At 60.0% G+C, this 20,613-nt stretch carries 31 protein-coding genes and 1 tRNA gene; 10 read left to right on the plus strand and 22 right to left on the minus strand.

The features are described from left to right. The first annotated feature begins 179 nt into the window (after window positions 1-179). Complete coding sequence (locus B5V02_RS39605) at window positions 180-512, plus strand: hypothetical protein (RefSeq protein ID WP_111549313.1); 333 nt, start codon at window positions 180-182, stop codon at window positions 510-512. Between the two features lie 192 nt (window positions 513-704). Here the strand turns inward: B5V02_RS39605 and B5V02_RS39610 are convergent, their stop codons facing one another. Together B5V02_RS39610 and B5V02_RS39620 are read right to left on the minus strand one after the other, a co-directional pair. Then, window positions 705-1,262, minus strand: a complete 558-nt coding sequence (locus B5V02_RS39610; RefSeq protein WP_111549314.1) for a hypothetical protein — start codon at window positions 1,260-1,262, stop codon at window positions 705-707. A gap of 1,105 nt (window positions 1,263-2,367) precedes the next feature. Next, window positions 2,368-2,709, minus strand: coding sequence for a c-type cytochrome (locus B5V02_RS39620; protein ID WP_111549316.1), 342 nt, complete (start codon window positions 2,707-2,709; stop codon window positions 2,368-2,370). 152 nt (window positions 2,710-2,861) lie between these two features. Between B5V02_RS39620 and B5V02_RS39625 the strand changes: the two genes are divergently transcribed. Then, window positions 2,862-3,164, plus strand: coding sequence for a preprotein translocase subunit YajC (locus B5V02_RS39625; protein ID WP_111549317.1), 303 nt, complete (start codon window positions 2,862-2,864; stop codon window positions 3,162-3,164). Here B5V02_RS39625 and B5V02_RS39630 read toward each other — a convergent pair. Together B5V02_RS39630 and B5V02_RS39635 are read right to left on the minus strand one after the other, a co-directional pair. After that, window positions 3,161-3,559: a hypothetical protein gene (locus B5V02_RS39630; protein WP_111549318.1), complete on the minus strand. Its 399-nt coding sequence runs from the start codon at window positions 3,557-3,559 to the stop codon at window positions 3,161-3,163. The genes B5V02_RS39625 and B5V02_RS39630 overlap by 4 nt on opposite strands. A 193-nt stretch (window positions 3,560-3,752) precedes the next feature. Then, entirely contained in the window at window positions 3,753-3,977 is a 225-nt protein-coding gene (locus tag B5V02_RS39635) for a hypothetical protein (protein WP_111549319.1), read from the minus strand. On the opposite strand from B5V02_RS39635, the gene B5V02_RS40345 reads away from it, so the two are divergent. Next, a complete protein-coding gene (locus B5V02_RS40345; RefSeq protein ID WP_146606230.1) occupies window positions 3,976-4,245 on the plus strand; it encodes a hypothetical protein in 270 nt (89 codons plus the stop codon). The two genes, B5V02_RS39635 and B5V02_RS40345, sit on opposite strands and share 2 nt — an antisense overlap. A 40-nt stretch (window positions 4,246-4,285) precedes the next feature. Here B5V02_RS40345 and ligD read toward each other — a convergent pair whose 3' ends face one another. Continuing rightward, entirely contained in the window at window positions 4,286-5,170 is an 885-nt protein-coding gene (gene ligD, locus B5V02_RS39645) for a non-homologous end-joining DNA ligase (RefSeq protein WP_245446399.1), read from the minus strand. Window positions 5,171-5,414: 244 nt separating this feature from the next. On the opposite strand from ligD, the gene B5V02_RS39650 reads away from it, so the two are divergent. After that, a complete protein-coding gene (locus tag B5V02_RS39650) occupies window positions 5,415-5,630 on the plus strand; it encodes a hypothetical protein (protein WP_111549322.1) in 216 nt (71 codons plus the stop codon). A gap of 105 nt (window positions 5,631-5,735) precedes the next feature. Here the strand turns inward: B5V02_RS39650 and B5V02_RS39655 are convergent, their stop codons facing one another. Further along, window positions 5,736-6,020, minus strand: coding sequence for a hypothetical protein (locus B5V02_RS39655; RefSeq protein WP_111549323.1), 285 nt, complete (start codon window positions 6,018-6,020; stop codon window positions 5,736-5,738). Window positions 6,021-6,467: 447 nt separating this feature from the next. On the opposite strand from B5V02_RS39655, the gene B5V02_RS39660 reads away from it, so the two are divergent. After that, complete coding sequence (locus B5V02_RS39660) at window positions 6,468-6,671, plus strand: hypothetical protein (protein WP_111549324.1); 204 nt, start codon at window positions 6,468-6,470, stop codon at window positions 6,669-6,671. A gap of 92 nt (window positions 6,672-6,763) precedes the next feature. Here the strand turns inward: B5V02_RS39660 and B5V02_RS39665 are convergent, their stop codons facing one another. The 10 genes from B5V02_RS39665 to B5V02_RS39710 form a co-directional block, all read right to left on the minus strand. After that, a complete protein-coding gene (locus tag B5V02_RS39665; protein ID WP_111549325.1) occupies window positions 6,764-6,994 on the minus strand; it encodes an F-box protein in 231 nt (76 codons plus the stop codon). Between the two features lie 197 nt (window positions 6,995-7,191). After that, entirely contained in the window at window positions 7,192-7,446 is a 255-nt protein-coding gene (locus B5V02_RS39670; RefSeq protein ID WP_111549326.1) for an HNH endonuclease, read from the minus strand. A gap of 128 nt (window positions 7,447-7,574) precedes the next feature. Beyond that, entirely contained in the window at window positions 7,575-7,910 is a 336-nt protein-coding gene (locus tag B5V02_RS39675; protein ID WP_111549327.1) for a hypothetical protein, read from the minus strand. Continuing rightward, window positions 7,910-10,687 (minus strand): phage tail tape measure protein, encoded by a 2,778-nt coding sequence (locus tag B5V02_RS39680; RefSeq protein ID WP_111549328.1) that lies wholly within the window; start codon window positions 10,685-10,687, stop codon window positions 7,910-7,912. The genes B5V02_RS39675 and B5V02_RS39680 overlap by 1 nt, the downstream gene beginning before the upstream one ends. Before the next feature lie 2 nt (window positions 10,688-10,689). Further along, window positions 10,690-11,349 (minus strand): DUF6441 family protein, encoded by a 660-nt coding sequence (locus tag B5V02_RS39685; RefSeq protein ID WP_111549329.1) that lies wholly within the window; start codon window positions 11,347-11,349, stop codon window positions 10,690-10,692. A 28-nt stretch (window positions 11,350-11,377) separates the two neighbouring features. Further along, window positions 11,378-11,611, minus strand: coding sequence for a hypothetical protein (locus B5V02_RS39690; RefSeq protein WP_111549330.1), 234 nt, complete (start codon window positions 11,609-11,611; stop codon window positions 11,378-11,380). Further along, window positions 11,608-12,528: a hypothetical protein gene (locus tag B5V02_RS39695; RefSeq protein ID WP_146606231.1), complete on the minus strand. Its 921-nt coding sequence runs from the start codon at window positions 12,526-12,528 to the stop codon at window positions 11,608-11,610. The genes B5V02_RS39690 and B5V02_RS39695 overlap by 4 nt, the downstream gene beginning before the upstream one ends. Further along, window positions 12,489-13,544 (minus strand): M41 family metallopeptidase, encoded by a 1,056-nt coding sequence (locus B5V02_RS39700; RefSeq protein WP_111549332.1) that lies wholly within the window; start codon window positions 13,542-13,544, stop codon window positions 12,489-12,491. Before B5V02_RS39700 ends, B5V02_RS39695 begins: the two co-directional genes overlap by 40 nt. Next, window positions 13,541-14,191 carry a hypothetical protein gene (locus B5V02_RS39705; protein WP_111549333.1) on the minus strand — a complete coding sequence of 217 codons (651 nt, stop codon included), beginning with the start codon at window positions 14,189-14,191 and terminating at the stop codon, window positions 13,541-13,543. Before B5V02_RS39705 ends, B5V02_RS39700 begins: the two co-directional genes overlap by 4 nt. 106 nt (window positions 14,192-14,297) lie before the next feature. Further along, on the minus strand, window positions 14,298-14,597 hold the full coding sequence (locus tag B5V02_RS39710; RefSeq protein ID WP_111549334.1) for a helix-turn-helix domain-containing protein: 300 nt from the start codon (window positions 14,595-14,597) through the stop codon (window positions 14,298-14,300). A gap of 59 nt (window positions 14,598-14,656) precedes the next feature. Here B5V02_RS39710 and B5V02_RS39715 point away from each other — a divergent pair, with 59 nt between their 5' ends. Together B5V02_RS39715 and B5V02_RS39720 are read left to right on the plus strand one after the other, a co-directional pair. Further along, entirely contained in the window at window positions 14,657-14,902 is a 246-nt protein-coding gene (locus B5V02_RS39715) for a hypothetical protein (RefSeq protein WP_111549335.1), read from the plus strand. 24 nt (window positions 14,903-14,926) lie between these two features. Then, window positions 14,927-15,121, plus strand: a complete 195-nt coding sequence (locus B5V02_RS39720) for a hypothetical protein (protein ID WP_111549336.1) — start codon at window positions 14,927-14,929, stop codon at window positions 15,119-15,121. A 162-nt stretch (window positions 15,122-15,283) separates the two neighbouring features. Here the strand turns inward: B5V02_RS39720 and B5V02_RS39725 are convergent, their stop codons facing one another. The 6 genes from B5V02_RS39725 to B5V02_RS39750 form a co-directional block, all read right to left on the minus strand. Next, window positions 15,284-15,766, minus strand: coding sequence for a hypothetical protein (locus tag B5V02_RS39725; RefSeq protein ID WP_111549337.1), 483 nt, complete (start codon window positions 15,764-15,766; stop codon window positions 15,284-15,286). Continuing rightward, the gene (locus B5V02_RS40350) at window positions 15,763-16,122 is read right to left on the minus strand and encodes a hypothetical protein (RefSeq protein ID WP_146606232.1); all 360 of its coding nucleotides are present in this window, start codon (window positions 16,120-16,122) and stop codon (window positions 15,763-15,765) included. The genes B5V02_RS39725 and B5V02_RS40350 overlap by 4 nt, the downstream gene beginning before the upstream one ends. Further along, window positions 16,106-16,306, minus strand: coding sequence for a hypothetical protein (locus B5V02_RS39735; protein ID WP_111549339.1), 201 nt, complete (start codon window positions 16,304-16,306; stop codon window positions 16,106-16,108). The genes B5V02_RS40350 and B5V02_RS39735 overlap by 17 nt, the downstream gene beginning before the upstream one ends. Continuing rightward, window positions 16,303-16,524 (minus strand): DNA-binding protein, encoded by a 222-nt coding sequence (locus tag B5V02_RS39740; protein WP_111549340.1) that lies wholly within the window; start codon window positions 16,522-16,524, stop codon window positions 16,303-16,305. Before B5V02_RS39740 ends, B5V02_RS39735 begins: the two co-directional genes overlap by 4 nt. Before the next feature lie 120 nt (window positions 16,525-16,644). Beyond that, window positions 16,645-17,484 carry a hypothetical protein gene (locus B5V02_RS39745; protein ID WP_111549341.1) on the minus strand — a complete coding sequence of 280 codons (840 nt, stop codon included), beginning with the start codon at window positions 17,482-17,484 and terminating at the stop codon, window positions 16,645-16,647. Beyond that, window positions 17,481-18,770, minus strand: a complete 1,290-nt coding sequence (locus B5V02_RS39750) for a tyrosine-type recombinase/integrase (RefSeq protein ID WP_111549342.1) — start codon at window positions 18,768-18,770, stop codon at window positions 17,481-17,483. The genes B5V02_RS39745 and B5V02_RS39750 overlap by 4 nt, the downstream gene beginning before the upstream one ends. 145 nt (window positions 18,771-18,915) lie before the next feature. Between B5V02_RS39750 and B5V02_RS40985 the strand changes: the two genes are divergently transcribed. From B5V02_RS40985 to B5V02_RS39760, 3 genes are all read left to right on the plus strand, one after another. Then, window positions 18,916-19,001 (plus strand) — tRNA-OTHER (locus B5V02_RS40985). A 283-nt stretch (window positions 19,002-19,284) separates the two neighbouring features. Next, window positions 19,285-19,509 (plus strand): hypothetical protein, encoded by a 225-nt coding sequence (locus tag B5V02_RS39755; RefSeq protein WP_111549343.1) that lies wholly within the window; start codon window positions 19,285-19,287, stop codon window positions 19,507-19,509. A 192-nt stretch (window positions 19,510-19,701) separates the two neighbouring features. After that, a complete protein-coding gene (locus B5V02_RS39760) occupies window positions 19,702-20,490 on the plus strand; it encodes a GGDEF domain-containing protein (protein WP_111549344.1) in 789 nt (262 codons plus the stop codon). Window positions 20,491-20,613 lie beyond the last annotated feature (123 nt).

Here is a 20,613-nt window from a genome sequence, read left to right on the forward strand (position 1 = left end):
AGTTAGACGGAATTTGGCACTGCTCCGTCTCTTCAATAATCGCCCGTGTCAGCACCATGTCAGCAGCCTTGCAACGAGAAAGCCCGCCTATCGCGGGCCGCCTGCCGGCCGGTTCCAATTGCGGTGCCAATCCTTTCCTGCGACTATCGGCAGGTCCGACACGGACGCGAGGTGTTGCTATGCAAGGGTTTGCTGCGAAACTCGTTGTTCGCGCGAAGGAAAAAGCGCTCGCCCAGGCCGCGCACGGAGAAACACTGCGAAACCAAATCGCGGAAACCTACAAAAGTCTGGCTGAGTTGTCCGAGCATCTCAAGGCGTCAGATATGGCTGCCGAGCGCCTAAAAATTTACAAGCCGAAGTACGGAAGCGATTACTCCTGCCCAATCTGTTGGCAGGAACGCGGCGCTATCAAGTGGCTCCTTTTCGTGGAGGAGCCAGACCATGCTTACCATTGCAAGATCTGCGGCTTCAAAGAAGCCGACGATGGGCAATTGAAAAAGCCCGCCACCTGAGAGGGCAGCGGGCGCTAGTTCGGGAGGACGGGCTCCCCTTTGCCCGTGAATAACGCTACGCCCCACTTAGCTCGATAATAAGCTCGCGCAGGTTGAAGCTCTGCATATTCAAGCAGCGTGACTTTTCTGCCACAAGATAAGGAAAGCCCGCCACCGTGAGGCAGCGGGCTAGGTCGGCAAATTTGCCGATGTTCAGTTACGCTCTTTCGGCGTCAGAGCGCTTATCAACTGCACCTGATCAAAGTCGTCCCATTCGATGAACGTCCTGCACGATGCCATGAACTCGCCCTTGCGCGCGGCTTCGGCCATGTTCGTCGGCCGATGATCGAACAGGGCTTGGCGCGTCTTGGTGACGAGTGCGTTCGCCCGCGCCACGGCCGGCGACTTCGGGTTATCGCCGGGCGTGGCATCATAATGCCGCAGAGCCTCCACATGCGCGGCGATCAAGGTCCCGAGTTGACCAGCGATGGGCAAACCGCCTTCGCCGCGTTCGTTGTCCCAAACCTCGTAATAGGCTTTCTTCAATTTGTGCGTCATCGCCTCTGCCTGACAGGCAATGAAGAAAAGGTGGTTGGCCTCACCATCGGTCAGCACGTGATTGGAGCCTTCGGCCAATTTGTCGGTTAGGTGCATATGTTCCATCATGTTCACGAGAACGTCGAGCATGTTGTCCGCGTCACAGATCAGCGGCTCCAGATTAAAGAAGGTCATCTTTTCCTTGGTGGTGGCGGCCGTCGTCATGGTGTTCATGCTATTGCTCCCTTTGTCGCGTTATGCGATACCTGAGGTATTATTTATCTTAGAGGCATTGTCAATACCTGAGGTATCAAAGTGAATGCGCTTACGAGCGAACAAGTTAGGGCTGCGAGGGCGCTAATCCGGTGGGAACAACGTGACCTGGCAGCCGCGTCGATGGTCTCGTTGCCCTCGATAAAACGGCTCGAAACGCAATTTGGTCCGCTCGCTGCACAAGAGCGTACTGTGGACGCAATCCGCCGCGCCCTCGAAGCGGCCGGCGTCGAGTTCATCGCCGAGAACGGCGGCGGCGCCGGGGTGAGGCTGCGGAAGGGCGGCGGATGACGCTTCCCACGACACGCCCGTCAAAGTCGTATTGTCCAATCCGCCAAGTCCGGCGCGTACCACAGATAGACAACAATCAGGATCAGCACCGCTAGCATAATCCAGAGCGTGATTGTCAGCCTGTCCATGGGCGGTTAGGTAATCAGTCAGCACCCGCACCGCAATTCAAATGGTCGTGGATCATCACCTCGTGAAGCGTTGCCCCCTAGCTCATCAGCGTGATCTTCGGATCGATGTAAAAGGTCGACGACGCGCCAGAAATTGCCTGGCCGGATTGCGGCTCTACCTCTCTGGGCGTAGGGTGTCTCGCTCGGGGGAGGGCAAAATGTCTGTTATTTGGGTAGGTGGAACAGCCATCGCCATTTTGGCGTTCATCGCGGTCGTGGCCATAGATTACATGAGCAACAGACCGAAGCCACACTGAAGCCTAGCGCCTCTTTTCGGCTTCGGCGTGATCTCCTCAATCTCGGCAACGATCTATTCATAAATGCTGATGTATGTTTGACGTGTCGGCCCGTAAGCGCGACAACTTCCACAACGAAAAGCCCGGAGCTCCCCCGCACCGGGCTTTTCTTATTTGGCATCTGGCAGCCCCGCCAGCGCGCGTTCCAGCACGGGTTTTTTCGCCCGCAACCCCTTGCTGCCTATGGCGTTGAGGCTGATTTTCCCGACAACCCCCCTTCCGAAATTTCAGCGCAGTGCGAACGGACCAGCCACGCGGTCCAAGGGGTTCGGCTAGGTCGATTCCGCAAGGCCCCCGCCCGGCACAGTGATGTCACTGCGGAGCTTCGACGGTAATCTTGATCGCGGCATAGTAAGCCGCAACATTGGCGATGTCTTCATCGCTCAGGTTCTTGACGACCAACGACATCATTGAACTCTTGCGCTCTCTGGCCTTGTAAGCCATCAGCGAGTGGACGAGATAGTCGTACTTCTGCCCGGCGATATTGGGCGCTTCGCCACCGCCGGGCAGAGCTCTGCCGAGGCCATCCTTGCCGTGGCACCCTTGGCATTTCACAATGACTTTCTGACCGGCGATGCTGTCGCCTGCTGCCTGCGCAAATGACGAGGTGACCACGATGCCAGCCAGGAGGATCACAACACGCAAACTATGCATCTCGAAGTCCTCCCATCGGTTGACACACAAATGTTCAATCTAAGAGCTTTCCGAGCGCGGTCCAGCTATGAGCGACGGCAAGCGAGTTTGCGCCTCCAGTCGAATATTAGCAAGCGCTTGACTAATGCCCCTCGCGCTCCAGAATCCTCTACATGGTGCGGGGAATTGGCATTGGTGATCTGGTGGCGGTAACAGCCACCGTGCGGCGGCGGGTCGATGACGACACCGTTAGCGTTTCGATTCCATCCTACGACTTCCCGCACTCCATCCGCGACTCGTCCAAGGTCAAGCGCGGCCTGCAGTTAGAGTTGACTGGCGAGGTCACCCGTATCGACGAGGATAGCGTGACGATCGCCCTGGGGCCGCTGGTGACGGTCAGCATCGACAAGGTTCGGCTGGTGGAAAAATACCGGCCGCCGACACGAAAGAAGCGGGTGCGCGACACGGTCGATTAGCTGCGGTTGTTTAAACATTCCCTAACGTAAGAACGTCTCTTGAACGTTTCGCGAACGGAAAGAGGCTTTCCTATACCGCGCGGTTTGTCGGCGTACAATTTGGCAAACTTACCTGCTACGCGCCGGCCTGTGGAAATCGTGACGCGGACCTTTAGCGATTCGTCGGACAATGAAATTCCGCGATGGCGGTTCGCAGCTTCGATCCGCGCGTCAACTTCGCGTGGCGCGGTAACTGCTTCGCGGGCGATGATTTCACCGCTGCGCTCGATGACGACGAGGTATCGATTTCGATTGACGGGCATTGCCCAAACGATAGCGGCCGAAGGCAAGTCGGAAAACTGTGTTGCTGGCCTTTCGCCCTGCGTGACGATCACAAACTGTTTCGCCTCGGTCATTCTTCGCCTTGTTAAAGGCGTGTAACCCGCCGCTCCATTCACGGCAGCGGCGGGCCGTCCCTAGGGATCGCGGGACTTGCCGGGGGTGTTGGTTCGCCCCTGCTGTTTTCGATGACGCAATAACCGTGCCAACCCATTGTGACCCATTGAGGGGCACATTGGCGCTTCCTTCGCTGCCGCGCCAATCGCCCTTCTATTCGAAAGTCGGCTTCCAGTCGCGGTTGCTCCTCGCCTGGATGCCTTCGTAGCAGCCGAAAAGGCCAACCAAATCCCAATGCATCGAGCCGTGATCAGCTCCGAGCCTGTCGATCAATGCAGGAACATCGAGCTTGGTCGACTTGCAGCACATCGGGTGCCCGCAGTTGACATAGAGGCTTTCGCTAGCGGCCAGGGTGTCGGCGAGGGTTTTTTGAGGCATGGCGATCTCCGTTGAAGGGCTCGCCGCAACGAAGGATCATATTCCTGATATCGATGGCGCCGGCAAGGCCATCAGAGCAGAGAGAGCGCCATCTCGTTTATTTCGCTACGAGGGCGAACCGCTCGCAGCGGGTTTTGGAATGGTTGAGCTCCACGCCTGTTCCGGTGAAATATTGGCACGCGAACAAGCCCGATGCTTCCTTTTCCTCATGGATGAGCAGTTGGGTGGACGTAGCTATCAACGCTATAGCGGTTCCCGCTGCACTTAAGACTATCAGGACAACGAGACCGATGATCAATTGCATCTCCTCACTCCTCCCGAAAATCCTGGAGCGAAGCGTGGCGAAGGTCTTCCTCGCCGCGTAGGTGCTTCACACGGCCGATTAAGCCCGGCTTGACCCATTGCGTCGCCGGCCGCTTCATGCCCTTTGGCGCGGTCCCCGCATGGTCCTGGACGCGTGTCCATAGCCGCTCGCGCATCTCACGGTTCAAGGTGATGAAAGCCGAGCCGACATAGCGGCCAGTGCCCCGCTCGGCCATGAGCGCAAAGGCAGGCTTGCCGTTCTCCCGCTCGACGCCGAGCAATTCAAACTCGCTTTCGGTGAAGGCCTTGATCTTCAACCATGCAGTCGATCGGCCGCTGCGGTACTTGCTGTCCCGGCGCTTCGACACCATCCCTTCAAGCCCCGCCTGGTCGACCAGATGGAAAATGGCCTTGGCGTCGCCCGGCAGCGCCTCGCTGAACTGGATGTGGCTGTCCGGTTCGATCAGGCCGTGAAGGATCTCACGCCGGTCCTCCAGAGGCATGTCGCGAAGGTCGTGACCATTGAGATGCAGCAGATCGAAGGCGACGAAATAGAGGTCGTGCTGGCGCTGCGTGATCGCCTTCCGCAAGGCCGCGAAGTCTGAAAGGCCGGCTTCGTTCAGAACGACGATCTCGCCGTCGATGATGGCGCTTTCGGCGTCGAGCGCCTTGGCCGCCGCGGCGAGGTCCCGGTACTTCGACGTCCAGTCGTGACCGTTCATGGTGAAGATGCGGACCTTGCCGGCGTCAAAGACGATCTGCGATCGATAGCCGTCGAACTTGACCTCGTGAATCCATTCGCCTCCCTCGGGAGGCTTCTCCACCAAGGTCGGCAGTAACGGTTCGATGAAATCCAGCCGGCCGCCGGCTCCCACTCGCTTTTGACGCACGGAATCGAGTCTAGCCCCCTCCGATTAGACGGCTAGGGGAACGGAACATGATCATTTTACTAAATTAGCAAGCGATGATGCATGAGAGAGCCTATATTGAAGTCAGCCGGCACAACCGCCACCCCCTACGCGCCGGTTAGGCTCGGCGCCAGTCCCCCCTCGATGCGACGCCGGGCCGCTGTTCCGCATTGGCGGCGTCTCGCAAGCCGCTGGTCAACCTACGCACCTTCGAAAGGAAACCGTTATGTTCGCAGGGGATATTGCGGAACGGCGACTGAAAATTCTGGTGGAGCAGTACGTCGAAGCAAGGAAAAAGAACCACGATTTCGTGTCTACTGAGCTTGCCGGCAAAACGATCCGCCAGTTTATTTCCCCACCGATCGGGGATCAGGCCCTTGATAACATGATTGCGAAATGCGCCGTCGAGCATGGGCTTAACGTTCGTTTTGACCGTAAGTAAGGACCATTCTGTCAAACGAAAGCCCGCCAGGCAGCGGGCGTAGATATGACGAAATGGCGCGCCCCTCAGCGCGCCACCTCATTCACAATACAGCGTTGGCTGCGGCTAGTTGGCGCCGCCGAGCTGCTTGGTCATCTTGCAGAAATTGTCGTGCGCTTTGGCGATGGCTTCGTCGCCGCATTCCTTCATCATCCCGGCGCGTTCGTCTTCCTTCATCGCCATCCACGCCGCCTTGAACTCGGCTTCCGACTTCATGGTCTTCATGCCGGCATCGGTGAAGAAGGGAGACATCTTCGCCGGGTCATCGAGCGCCGACGTATTGCCAGCAAGAGCTGAGCCAGTCATCATCGCAAGCGCCATCGCGCCCATCGTGAGCATTTTGAAGTTCATGGAAATTCCTCCCTGTTAAAAGCTGCTAGAGCAGCAGCTTCATTGCAGTGAACGAATATTTTGGGGAAAAGTTTCCCGCATCGCTACAACGAAAAAGCCCGCCACCTTTCGGCAGCGGGCCAGCTTGGGGAATCACTGGGGGACAGTGATCCAGCCGAACGTCGTCGGCGCGACAATGTTCCAACGGTCAGGAAAAAGGCCCGCCCGGAATGGGATACGGGCGGGCAGGGTCTGGAGTGCGCTGGGATCAACCAGCATAGCGTCAACGAGCGGAGGAGGAGGTTGGTTGCGCGGGATGGTAGACCAGTCAGAGTTGACCGCGTGCTCTGCCGTGCCTGTAATCGATTATATCGCCGCCCATTCCCCCTATGGCTGGGTAGCGGCCCATTCACCGTTCGTTCACCAAGATTAGCGCACACTCATAAGCGGACATGCTTAGGAGGCGTCATGACCAACAAGCTGACAAGCGCCGCAGAAATGGCTCGGTCCGTCGGTGTTGATCCGAAAGCGTTTCGACTGGCTTTGCGAGACGCGCAGTTCCCTTGGCAGCACCAGATCAACGGTGATTGGGACGTGGAACTCGATAGCCCAGAGCACTCGTCAATGCGGACCGTGCTAGTAACCCTCTTAAAGAAGCGGAAGAAGCCCTAATGCCGACCGGACGGTAAAGGTCAGTAGCGGCCCGCCTTATGGAAGGGCGGGTCTCCTACAGGAATCTGTAGCAGCCATTCCCCTACGGCTGGTCAGCCAAGGAGCTTCGTGAAGTCTTTGCGCCGCGCTCGTACTGCGGCCAGCAATTCAGCATCGTCAATGGCGGTTCCGCTTTGAAAGATGGCCAGCACGGTTGACGCCAGAAGCTCGCCATCCACCGATTTGCGGTCCAACCTGGCATCTGCGCATATCCGGTCGAATACACGCTGACAGGTCGCCAAATCTTCCGGGCTTAGGAATTGGCTTTGCGGGATACGTAGCATCTCTGCCTCCCTCAAAATGGGCGAGAGTGCAGTCTAGTCTCCCAAGCGGCGATTGCCCCTCACGAGCGCCGACGAAGATAGAATACGCTCAATGGCGCATTTCGCGAGTCCTCAGATAGCCCCGCCAGCGCGCGTTTCGGTCGGCCGCTCTCCTACAGCGCCGAAGCGCCCCGCGCGTCCTGGCGCCCGCCTTGTGCCTAGGCCTTGGCTTCTTTCCGCTGCTTGGTGGCGTTCATTTGCCGGCCGCGACGCTGATTGCACTGCCAACAGGCGGCGGCCAGATTGGACCGCTCGTTGGTGCCGCCATACATTTTGGGCTTCTTGTGCTCAAGGGTGGGTTGCTTCGGTCTGGTCTCGGCGAAGGGCTTCCTGCAATAGCAGCATTTCCCGCCTTGGAGCTCGACCAGTTCGCTACGCGCCTTGGCTGAATTGAATTTCAGCTTCTTCTTCATGGGGGTTGGTTCCCTCCTTTTTCTTTTGAAGGGATCACAGCCAGCACAAAACGTCAATCGCCCCTAGGCCGGCCACCAAGCCAGCGCCAAGACGACGCCAGCGGACAGGGTGAAGGCGAGCCAGGCGATCATGCCTGCCCCTCGGATGGCCCGTAGGCCATCTGCACGATCTCGGCCGCCGTCATCATGGCAAGCGCGTATTCGTTGCCGAAGGCCTGCCACAATGTGAACGGGATCGCTGCCTTGACGGCCGAGCCGTCTTCGAGCTCCACAATGAGGCCGACCCATTCTCCCTTCGGCGCTGGCCCGAATTGAAGGCCGACCACATGCCGGCTTGGGAAGTCGCCGAACCGCTCCTGAAACGTCGCCTGGTGAGCGCGCACCGTAGGGTCGTGCTGATCGCCGGGCTTCGGGATCGTCTTCGTATCGAAGTCGGGAATCAGGCTCTCATCAAAAGTGGTCATCAACTTCCCCTTCTCGGCTTGCGACCCGTGGTGAGCACGCCGCTGCTGACTGCGAGCTTCTGCAGGCGGTTCAAAGCGATATTTCCAATTGTCATGTCATCGATCTGCTCGCCGCTGGGCAGTTGCAGGATGAACGGCGTCCGGCCGCTGGTAGAAGACGACGCCGAAGCAGTCGCAAGGCCACCGGTGGCAAAGCGCGGAATCGCGAGTTGCGACATCGAGCGGTTGAAGCCGTCGGCCAGTCCGCCCATCGAAAAGCCGCGTAGTCCTTTGAGCGATGGCACAAAGCCATTGTTGAGCGCAGTGACAAAGTCGAGGCCGAGCCGCTGCACCGCGCGCGCCTGCAGCACGAATTCGCCATTTGAGAGCCAGGCCAAAATGCTGTCGTCTCGCGGGCCGCCTGGGCCACGCACAGAGCCGCCGGCCGCGAAGCCGCCATGAGAACCGCCCGAGTCCGAAGATGACGAGCCGGCCGCCTGTGCCCGGAGCGACTGTGCCGCTGCCGCTGCCGCCCGGAGCGATGCCATGATACGGGCGATTGCGGACTCGATCTGGCTGGCCAAGCTGGTGACGATGCTCTGCAAGCCAGAGAACCCGCCCTGAAGCAGAGCGCGCATGCCGTTGAGGATTGCTGACAACTTGCCCGGCAGCGTCTCGAAGGGCGCAACGATGGCCTCTGCGGCGGCCTGGGCAGCACCAGCGTCGAGATTGCCTAGAGAGCTGTTGAAGCCGCTGGCGGCCTCCTGTGCGGCCGGCGCTATGGTGCCGATGCTGTTGGTGATCTCGTCGCTGACGCCGTCGACCGCGTCGCTGGTGCTGTCGACGCTGGACTTCAAGTCGTCGACGGCTTTCTTGCCCTCCTGCGTCCGCTGGGCAATGCCATTGACGACGTTGAACGTCTCGGTCGTGAGCTTATCGCCGCCGCCTCTGATCACGGTGATCGACTGGCCCAAAGCCTCGACCTTGGCCTTTGTCGCGTCAGCAGCGGCGCCTGCATTGGTCAGGCCCGCATTGGCATCGGTGCCGAGCGTCTGGAAGCCCGCGCCGGCTTGGCGCGCTTGGAAGGCGGCATCGCTGATCTTGCCGGTGAGAAGATCGAGGAAGTCGGCCGACGGCTTGATCTTGTCCTGCAGCCCTGTGGCAGTGTCGGTCAGATGCACGAAGGCATCCGCCGCAGCGTTCAGTTCAGGATTCGCGGCACCGATCTTCTTGATCGCCGCCAAATACGCCTCAAGGCTGCCGCCGGCGGCGAAATCGCGAAGAGCCTGGGAGAACGGGTTCTCCTTTGCCGGTGCCGCCGCCAGTTCCCGCAGTCGCTTGATCTCGGCCTCGAACGCCGGCACGAGGTCTTGCAAGGCCGCACGCTGTTGAATGATGAGACCGTTGCGGATCTCGTCGGTCATGTTCTTGACCGCGTTGCCAGCCCTCGCATAGGCGTCCTTGACACCCTCGACCAAGCCCTCGTGGCGCTGTAGTGCCGCCGTTGCCGCGTCTGTGCGCGTCGCCCAAAGAGCGATGCCGCTGGCAATGACGGTGATTGCCGCAATCCATGGATTTGCGCGTGCCAGCCCGAACAGCAAGACAATGCCGTCCTTCGCCGCGATGACGGCGCTGTAGAGCGCCCTGAAACCGCCGGTGATCTGGCCCGCGATAAGCACCAGGCCGATGGCGTCACCGGAAATGTGGGTGCCGAGCACGGAGTTGAGCGCCGTTGCGGTTAGGTCTAGACCCGCTCGAAGCTTGTCGATTGCTGCCAGGACGATGGTCGCGGCCTGGGTCATCGACTGCCCGAAGGCGATGGCATCGTCCCGCCACTCGATGATCCAATGATTCTGCACCTTCGCGTCATTGCCGGTCAAGGCATTGACGAAGTCGAGCATCACCGGAAGCGCCTTGTTGGCGATGTCCTGGGCAAAGCCCTGGATTGCCGGACGGAGCTGCTTGATACGCTCCGTGAGTGCCGTGGCCGCTTGGGTGATCGCCGGGGCGAAGAGCAGCCCGAGCTGCAACTTCACGCCGCGCGCGGCAAAGCCGACGCTGTCGAGCGCGTCGCCGAGGTTGTCGCCAATCTTTGCTTGAGCATCAGTCAGCGTGACGCCGAGCGCCTTCGCCTCAGCGCCAAGATCGATCAAGCCCTTCTTGCCCTCGTTCAAAAACGGCAGCAATTGGGCTCCGGCCTTGCCGAACAACTGGATTGCGAGCGCGCTTTTCAAGGCGCCGTCAGGCAGCTTCGAAAAGGCGTCAGCGACGTCGAGCAGGATGGCGTCGGGCGTGCGCAAGTTGCCAGCAGAATCGCGAATGGAAACGCCCAATTTCTGGAACAGGCCGACTGCCGTTTTCGAGCCCTGGGCAGCAGCCCCGATCGTCTTGTTGAGCTTGGCCATGCCGGCATCGAAGTTGCCCTGCTCGATATTCGACATCTTCGCGGCGAAGGCCAGCTTGGTGTAGGCCTCGGTCGTCAACCCGGCCGACTGCGCAGCCTTGCCGGCATTGTCGGCGAGTTCACCAGCGGAAGACGCCAGTTCGAGCACCGCAGCGCCAGCGCCGACCGCTGCGCCAGTGATCGCCGTGCCCAAGATGGCGACATTTCGGACGAATGAGGTGATATCGCTGCGAGCCTTGCCGAGCGACGCTGAGAACTTGGCAAGATCGGCCTTGTTCACGGCGGCCTGGATATCTTTGAAAGCTCGCTCGCCAGCCTGTCCCAGCGCCTTCAGGTCAGCCACGATGCCGGCGACACCCTCGAACGAGATGCGAGTTTTGATCTGGTCAGCCATGGTCATTCGTCCTTGAGATTTTCGGCGAAGTACTGGCCAAGCTTCGCAGCGTTGGCAGCGGTAATTCTCCGCAGGTTGAAGCGCTTTTTCAGGGTGACGTCATCGACGCCGACAAACAGTGGAACTGCCTGCCTTGGCCCCGAGCCGCTGGCGCCCTTGCGCAGCTTCGCATTGGTGATCTTGCCCACCTTGCCGGAAGCCCGCTGCCGTGCCGAAACGCCGATATTGGCGGCTAGGAGCGGCCGCTTGCCTGCCCGGTTGATCGGGAACAATGGCCCGATTTGCCGGACGTACAATTCCGGGGTCATGCGTTGCCGGCCGATCTTTTTCGGTGCGGTCGGCAGCGGAAGCCAGAGCATCGGCTTGCCGTGGATCGTGCCGCCAGTCTCGAAAATGTCAGCGTATTTGATAGCGTCGAACACCAGCGCGGCGGCGCCGACTGATTCCTTGCGTTTGGGGTAGACGTTCACGCGGAAGCTATTCGCGAACCGCTTCGAAAAGCCGGCGCCCATGATGTCGGCGCGGCCTTCCTTTTTGATGTTGGTCGCGGCCTGGTTCATGGCGCCTTGCGCCGCCTTCGCCATGACGTGGTAATTCTTCCGCATGGCGCGCTCGATCTCGCCCTCCGGCGCGGTGATGCGGAAGCGGAAGGGGTTCGCCATCAGTGCACCGCCGCATGCTCTGGCTGGGTCATTGGAATTTGTCTCCATTGGCCGCAGCAACGCGGGCCTCGAAAATTGCGATGGTCTGAGGCATGGCGCCGTCGAGCGCTTCGCGAATTATCTTCTCTGCGAGATCGAAATCGCCCGCCCTCTGCGCCGTCCGGACTTCTGCCCAGACGAGCGACACCGCATCCTTCAACGGCGCAGACAAGACCGAAGGAAGATCGGGCTCATCGAGGACTGCCTTCAGTTGTCGTTTCATGCTGCTTTTGCCTTCTTGGTCTTTTGGTCCCGTTTGAAGAATTGGCGCCGGTCGCTTGCCCGTCCTGCCGTGAGATCAGCCTTCGTGACCCATGTGCAGGCCATTTCCTCGACGCCTTCGCTGATTTCGATTTCGAGGAGTGTCTTCGCCTCGGACTTGTCAGCAGAAAGAAAATGCGGCGCGACTTTCACATGCAAGCCAAGCATTCGGTTTCGGACGATCGAACACCTCGCAGCGAGCTCGCCGCAAATGCGTTCGATCTCGACAAGCTTGCCGTTGTTCAGCGCGCGCTTGGTTTCCAGACGGTGCGCCTCAAGGTCAGCCTTCAGTGCGGCAAGTTGCACCGCAGTCAAATCGTCGAGAGCGGCTCCGCGTGGCCTGGACTTGTTGGCCTCGAAGTAAGGCGCGTTCTCGCTGTCCGAGTCCGGGTCGTCGTCGAAGTCGACAGTGGGTCCGCCGCTAAGATCGGTCAGCGCTGCTCGCACCGCTTCATCCAGGATTGCCGCCGCCGCCGATGCCTCTTTGCCCGCGACCTTGCCGGCGCAGTCGTCGGCGATGCGGAAAAGGCGTAGTGCGATCTCAAGGGAATTTTGGCGAATGTATCGGCCGGCATCGTCAACGCGGACCACCGAGTCCACCAGAGCTCTAACATCGTCTTGAAGCAGAGCCACGCCAGCGGCGAGCTTCCTCCGTCGAGCTTCGTTCAAATCGGATCCGGTGCGCTTGCCGGCGGTCACTTTCTCGGCGAGCAGCCTGTCGGCTTTGCCAGCGTCGATCGTGCCATCGGGCAACACCGCGTCTGCCAAAGTGCCGTCGGTGATCCGGTCGCGGATTGCCTTTTCGGTGCAGCCTCGGCGCTTGGCATAGGCACGCCTGCTTATGCCTCCCATGAGGACACCTGCGGACTGCGTACCCAAAACCGAATGCTGCGCCTGGAGGCGCTACACGGTCCCAGCCCCCCCTCATTGCTGGTAGGGGGAGAAGAACCTAAGGGGTGGGGGTGGATAGGTGCGGCTTGGTGCCCTTGGCCCTTGTTTGGCGGCACGAATGCCAGAGGCGGCAGGGAGAGCACCTTTTCGTTGTTGGACATACCGCGAGCCCTCAAAGGGCGCCGCCCCTCAAGATGGACCGTCCGCCACTGCATTGCAGCGTGACGTGATGCGATCAGTTCTTCGAGCTTGATCTTCGACTTATCAGGGTCGAGCCCTCGGCAAGCCATGACGTCGAGCACGGTGCTGATGGTCGCGGGCGTGGCCAGGCTGGTTGCCTTGCCTGTCACCGCATTCCGCAACGCGACATCGAGGACAGCAGCAGCCACATCGCGCACTGTGACGTGTCTTGCCTCGCGCTGATCATTGAACTGTCGCCGCTGCTCGACCGTCGGCATGGTCATGTTACGCATGCCGTGCTGCCAAGCCGTGGTCTGTGCCTGGGTGATTGGGTGGATGATGTGGTCCACGTCGCTGCCGGTCAGCACATAGCGGGCAAGCAGCGCCTGGGCGATGGCGTCGACCTTGGCCCATGCATCCGCGACGAGTGCCTTGGCTTCTTGTGCGGCGAAGCGCTTGAGGGTGCGCTCTGAATGGATCGTCCGGCAATGGATGCGGGCAAGCCGGTCCGCCTCCTCGAAGTCCGAAATGCCTGATGCCTGCACATGCGAGCGAGGAACACCGCGGCGCTGTGCTGCAGGTCCGGCGAGCGCGAAGACCATGGCCTTGGCCGGATCCTCGCGCTCCATCCGCTTGGTGATCTGGATATGGCCGCCGCGCGAGAGTCCATCTCGATCGACGTCGGCAATGATGGTGAGGTGATCGATTGGCCATCCGAACTGCAAAGCAGCGACAGCGTGTCCGGCCTCATGAAACGCGGCAGCGCGGCGCATACGAGCCGTTATGGGTGGCGAGGCTACGAACGGGCGCTGGCAGTCGATCATGACCTGGCGCCCCGAAGTTCGGCGAGGCGAGCCAGTACGACCTCGATGCCGCTGTGGTAGTTGCCCATATAGCCGGACGGCCCACACGGCTGCCACAGATCGGGCTTGGCCGGGTCGAAGCTTGGAAGCAAGATCGTTGACGCCAGCGGCGGGATGTCGGCGCCCGTACCCCTCACTGACACCTCGGCAGCGGCGATCGGAGCTGCGCCTTCAGGCAGATCGTCGTTGGCAGCGGCGATAGCAGCCTCGGCCTCGGCGACCACGGCGAGCATGTCGATGATCTGCCGGGCAAGAGATGGGTAGCGAGCGAGTGCCTTGCGCACTTCGCCGCTTAGCTTGGTCGCTTCGTCATACCGACGCTTTCGCCCTGCGATCTCGTCAGCCTCGTCGATCTTGGCCAGCCGGCTCTGCAGTTCATCGCGAAGAGCAAAACGCCGCTCGATCTCTCGATTGGCGACAGTGATCTTGTCCTCGATTTCTGCGAGGTCGCGGTCATCGCCGCTGATCAGGATCCGCCGGCGCTCTGTCTCGAGTTGGGAGGCGCGTACCTCCGCGCTTTCAAGATCAAGACTTGCCAGGGCAAATGCGAGGTCGGCGCGTGGGCTCGCCGGCTTGCGTACAATGCTCAGTAGATTCTTCAGATCCATTCTTGAAACTCCGTTTCGTGGAGCCAAGAATACGGCCTGCGAGGTCGCCGGTCATTTTATGAAATCCGCATAAATCCGCATAAATCCGCAGGCAAATCCGCACCCATCAGCGGCCAAGACGGTCGAGATGGTCCATCAGTTTTTGCTTCGAAATGAAGTATCTCCCGCCCACCTGTTTGCCGATCTCGTAGGTATCGCACCATCGGATTATCGTGCTCTCTGACCTTTTTGCGAGATGGGCCGCCTCCTTCGGCGCGAGAGTTTCAGGCATATCGTGGTCGGACTTGACCAGCGTGCTCGGGCTGTCGTCCTGCCCCCGCAGGGCGCGGGCGGCAGAGAGTGCGATATCGATCTGTTCCGCCAGGCCCTGAAGATGGCCGATCAGGATGTCGAGCGGGTCCGTCATGTGGCACCCGTTTCGCCCGACATCAGGGAACGAACCGCTCCGCCATGTGTTAGCACTTCATGATGAACACCTTGGAACCCGACGGACGCGGGACAGCGGCCGATCTTTTGATCTTCGAATTGGCCAAGGCCAGGCTCCGCATTAACCGGGCGGAGCTCGTCCTTGAACGTGCAGAAGGGATGCTGGACGAGGACTGCGGAGTCGGGATCAACATCGCTCTCTGCAGCAGGATTAGGTCCGCCCGGCGGCGCGTGATCGAGGCTAGGTCGCGGCTGACGAAGATCAATCTCGCCAGCATCAATTGACCCCACCCTTGAGATTGTTGACCCATGATGCTCCCGACCTTCGACCTCGAAACTAAGCGAAACGGCGATATGCATCGCGCCGCAAAGCTTGCGATACTGCGGCATCAAGTGGTCCACCACATCGAGCGCACGGATGCTTCGGCAGAGAAGGTCGAACAAGCGCTGGCCAAGTTGGCTGAAGCAAACGCGCCCATGGACCGGCTCGCGCGGCATCAGTAGGGCTGCGCCAGCGCTTCGGATTTTCCTTTTTTCCAAAGCGGAGGTCTCAAAGTCTTCTCTCGGTTTTAGTTTCGGTTTCGGTCTTGTCTCCTCTCGGTCTCTGGTCTCACGTCTCGGTCTAGTCTCTCTGTATCGGTAGCCTTTCGATAGCCTATCCATAGTCTATCGAGCCCGTTGGAAGATTGACGTGTTGGCGAGCCGCGAATGGTTGCTGAGTTCGCTATTCACCACCTGTTCGCTTTGCCCGCCCCAATCGGTTTCACAGAATTCGGCCTCGGCCTTTTCCCGCAGCCCGTCGCTGTCAATCTGGTTGATGAGGCGCCTGGCGCCCTTGGCGTGCTTGGCATTGGTCGGCGGGTTGTGCCGAAACCAGCGATCGACAAAGACTTCCTCCGTTGCCGGATCGAAGCTGATGAGGCCGGCGGCGCCGAGCAGATCGCGGGCTGTCCGGTATCGTTCCATCGTCCAGCCGAGATCGGCGATTGCGTAGCCATCGGGAAGCCTGAAGCACCCCGACGAGGTCATGTGGTCACAGGTCATGAAGTAGACCAGCAACAGCCTTTCATCGCTTCCCTTGAGCCCCAGGAAGCGCGGCGAGCGCCACAAGGCCGGCGAGATCTTGGACCACTCTCGCCCGCCGCTCATTCGGCCGCCTCGCATTTTAGGCGAAGGTGTTCACGCCGATGGTGCAGGCGACAAAGCCAGCGGACTTGCATTGGCTTGTCATAATCGTCGTGATGGCCGTCGGCATCGAGGGCACCGCATTCCGCACAGGGCTCCTGACTGATGAGGCCGCGCTTAAGGGCCGAACGGAGCGCCGCCTGAGCCCAGACGGCTTTCGGATGAGCAAGTTTCCACTTCGTCGCCGGTGAGCAGCGGGCTTGTAAATTAACCGTGTTCTGGTTTATATCTGAAGTGGAAGTGCTGCCCGCTTTTCCATTTTCCTGAGAGCCCGTCTCCTTGCCAGAGGCGGGTTTTCTCGTTTCAGGTGCCGCTGACATCGATCGCCTCCCTGGCTTTGGAGGCGACACGACAGGCTTCCACCGCTTCCGCAACCGACAAGCCAAAGCGTTCGCGCAAGAGCGGGATCACCGGTTGATTGAGCCGATTGCGTGGGTTCTGCGCTAGCCAGTTGCCGGCCACGTCGATGGCTGCAGAGTGCTCATGATCGAGGCCGGTCATCATGCCGCCTCCGACGTCGAGCGGCGCGGTGCCGATATCTTGCCGGCGACATAGGCGTCGAGAGCCTGGTCGGTGTAGACGGCGCGGTTGCCAAAGATCTGATATTCAGGACCGCCGCCGACAGTCGCCAGTTTCTGCAGCGTCTTCCATGAGGTTTTAAGGCCGCGCTCAGTCAGAAGGCGTGCAGCCTCGCGACGGTCGCGATAGGTTGGAGTGTTCATTTCTATTCCCTCGCTGGGGCTGGTTAAGTTTGCGAGGGAAAGGATGCCGATCGAAGTCGGTTTGCGTAATGTCGGTGATCTAGCCCGATTTCACATCAGAAAACTGCTGGCAATTACCGTCTAATCGCCAGCACCCGCCCAATGGCGTTTGCCGAATTCTTCACGGTACCAGCGAGCGAAGCCTGGTAGCTTACCGCTCAGACGGTCCGCCATCGCTTCCACATGGGCGTCCATGACTTTGGGCCAGGGAATGCCAACGTTGATACGTTGTTCTTCGAGGCGCCCGGCTTCCCGCGCGTTGTCGAAGTCAAAATCGGAGATCTCTCTTTCCCAATCCCGAAGGGTATTGGACGCCACACCAATGGCCTTTCCCACCAACTCGCGGGAGGATGTCTTCGTTCGCCCGCCACCCTGCATGAAGCAGACGTGAAGAATGGCCTCTTCTCTTGCCTTCGCCCAGGCATATGGATGCGAATGCTTGCCGGTTTGGTTTGGTTGAAAAATCGTGTCCCGCTCGCCGTGATCAAGCGCATTCAAATGTTCAATGAGGAACGAAACATAGTTGGCCGGCAACGGCACGAAAACCAGATCAGGTTCCTTGCGCGCGCCCGGGAAAAGCGTTGAGGCGGTGAACGTCAACATCCACTTCAATGGGTCGCGTGAATCCCGGAACGACGGTTCCTCAAAAGCTCTAAGAAACGGCTTCAAGAACCTCTCGAACTCCATGGCTGTTTGTTGCGCAGCGCCGAGTGCGACAGAGGCCGTTTCCACAAGTTTGTCGTCGTCTCCAGATTTCTGCGCCTCAATGATATCCATGCCTCCGATCAGCCGAGCGATAAGAGAAAGTGTTTCGTTCCCGGTGTCGGCTTCGGCGGCCGGAAGGATTTTTGAATACTTCTCCATGAACGAGGCTTTGTGGGCTTGCCTCCAGCTCGGCGGGCGGTCCCGCTGGTCGCTCACTGTGCACCACCTTTCAGCGGCACAACTTCCGCAGTTTTCTTGTCGCTGGAAACCGCCATGCCGGCTAGGGCCACAGCCGCCCCTTTCTCCGCGATCGCCTGCCGGGCTTCCTGTGCCCAATGGACGTACTTCGCCGACGTCGCCATGTCGCGGTGGCCGAGTGCAGTCATGATCTCGCTGGCTTGTGCGCCAGCCATTGCCATGTGCGAGGCGAGGGAGTGTCGCAGGCCATGCAGGCCGATACCCTCTGGCAGCTCTGCCTCTACGCGGACCTTGTTCCACATCTTCGACAACACAACCGGGCCGTCACCTTTGGCGGGGGAGAAAACGAAGTCGTCGAGTTCGCCGGCAGGCTGGCGCGCGATCAAGGCTTGTGCTGCGGCAGGTAGGCCAATGATGCGCGGCTTGCCAGTCTTGCGGCCTGTCTTGTGCGCGGCCGGGGGAAGGGTGACGAGCCCCGACTTCAGATCCACATGCCACCAGCACAGACCGGCAATCTCGCCTCGGCGGGCACCTGTTAGAGCTATGACGCGAATGGCGTCGGCCACCGGCTGCCTGATGCGTTTCTCCGCCTCCATGAGGTCGAGGGTCTTGAACAGACGGCCATAGGCTGCGGCATCGTCAAGAATGACGTCGCGCGTCCCATCGGCGCCGGTTTGATAAGTCGATGCCGGGTTGCTGGTGATAAGCCGTTCGCGCACCGCCCATGCCAATGTGCTGCGCAACAGCCTGAGGGATTTCCTGGCCGCGCCTTCGCCGCCACGCACCCGCGCCAGAGCACGCGGGCCGACCTTCTCTCTCACCGCCGTCTTGCCATCGCGGATCGAGGCGAAGGCCTTGTCTAAATCTCCCGGTCGCAACTTGTCGACATGATGCTTGCCGAGAAGGGGGATAAGGTGACGATTGATCCTGCCTTTGTCGGTGGCGCGAGTTCCGACCGCTTTGCCCTTGAACGCCTCGGATTCGAGATAGGCCTCCAGCACCTCCTTGACCGTTGTCGCCAAGCGGCGGTCTCGTTTCTCGTCCAGGGGATCTCGACCGGCCTTGACCAAGCGTCGCATCTCGTCGGCCGCGTCGCGCGCCTCGTCGGGCGTTAGCGATCCGTGCTTGCCGAGCGTTGCCCTGCGTTCCTTGCCCTCCGGCGTGCGATACTGGTAGATGTAGCTCTTGACGCCGCTGGGCAGTACGAGCAGGCCGAAACCTTTGATCTGGTCGTCCCAGACATAGAATCGCCGGTCCTTATCTGCCTCCACGGCATCGACAATGCGCTTGGTGATCTTGGGCATTTTCCCGCCTCCGATTTGCTGACACGAATGGGCCGTGTCAGCACCATGTCAGCAAAACGCGGTAAGTGAGGGTATGCGTTAGGCGTGACAATCGGCGCAAAGGTAAGCCTCAAAGCCTTTGTTTGCAAGGTGTTGGTGTGGAAAAGTAAGCGTTGTGTCAGCAAAGGGAAGGGCTTTAAAACCGGCCTTCTAAGCCGATGGTCACAGGTTCGAATCCTGTCGGGATCGCCAATAATTTCAAAGGCCTGTGCCAGTTCACCTGATCAAGGCCGCTAGATCTGTCATCTCGCGGCTGCCAGCGCCACAACCCTATGCAACAGGGAGTTGAGCCTCGGCTTGCCGCCCATTCGGCGCGGCGATCCGGAATTATTTCGTGATCTGGCGGGGGTGGAACCTTAGCTCCCATCACACGTTCGGGGCCTTGTATTCGCGGTGTCTCATAAAAACCCAATGTGCGGGCCGACGAATGGGGTGGGGTAAAACAAGCGCGGGTTGGGGGAGGAGAAACCAGGTTATGTCGAAACGTGAAATTGGAACGTCCCCTGCGTTGGGGCGGCGTATCGCTGAACTCAAGGCCAGAATGCAGGATGCCGAAATTTCCGACCATGAGATGAAAACGTTTCACAAGGTCGCCGCCATCATGGGGGCAGGCGACGGCTCCCTACGACTGGATGCCGACGACTTGATCGCAGCATCCTTCGTTGTCGAGAATCTGAGTGGACCGGCGCCCAACCGCTGACTTTCAGGATTTCCCTGCATCAGTCCGAAGTCCATTAAACGGAGTGTTCCCACCGCGGCAGCGAGCACGGCTGCCGTCGGCGGCCGTTGATCTCTGGCTGACGTAGCCACCGACATCGAATTGGAAGGAAAGTCTTATCAATTTGTTTGCGTTGGTACGCCATAGTAGCGGCGGCTAACGGAGTGGAACGCAATGAGGCTCGATCTGTCGCCGACGAGCTGGGGCAGGGTGATCGCTGTCACGGCAGCCGGTACGGCATTCTTCATTGCCGTGGCGTTCTTCGTCGATTCCTTCAATTTTCCCTATCTCTCGCCCGAGGCGGTGTGGCGCGCGCAACTGACCGATCTGATGCTGCCCTTGGTGCTGGGCGGCTCGTTTCTGTCGTTCCTCATGTGGAAGATCCGCCAGCTGGCCATCGCCCAGCGCGATCTCAGCGTCGTTGCCGCCACCGACAGCCTGACGGCGGTGCTGAACCGCGGCGCATTCTCGATGCTGGTCGAGGCCTATCTCGAGCAGACCCGCAAGCAGCAGCAAGCCAATTCGGGGGCGCTGCTGATCATCGACGCCGACCATTTCAAGTTGATCAACGACCGGCTTGGCCATGACTGCGGCGACCAGGCGCTCAAGCTGATAGCGCAGGAGATCAAAGGACAGTTGCGCGGCGGCGATATCGTTGGCCGCATCGGCGGCGAGGAATTCGGCGTGTTTCTTCCCGGGTTGGATCCCGCGCAATCCTGGGTGGTTGCCGAAAGCATCCGCCGGCGCATCCGTGAAATGGACTTTTCTCCAGGCGGGAGGCCATGCCCATTGTCCGTCAGCATTGGCGGCACAAGCTTTACGGGCCCGACCACCTATGAAGAGATTTTCGTGGCGGCCGACAGACGGCTTTATACGGCCAAGTCGAATGGGCGCGATCAAGTCAGCTTCGATCCGGCAGGTGCCTCTCCGGTGCCTCTGCCCAGCATCGCCACGGTGCATTGACAACGGAGAAGGAAGCTGGCGTGGACCGCTTCCTTGACGTTCCCTTATCGCCGTGCTTCCGCTGCGTCGGTGATGTATGGATCACCGCTGAAAACGGTCCTGCTTTCCTGAGTTCCCCAAGCA

The sequence above is a fragment of the Mesorhizobium kowhaii genome (assembly GCF_003253745.1).
Lineage (GTDB): Bacteria > Pseudomonadota > Alphaproteobacteria > Rhizobiales > Rhizobiaceae > Mesorhizobium > Mesorhizobium kowhaii.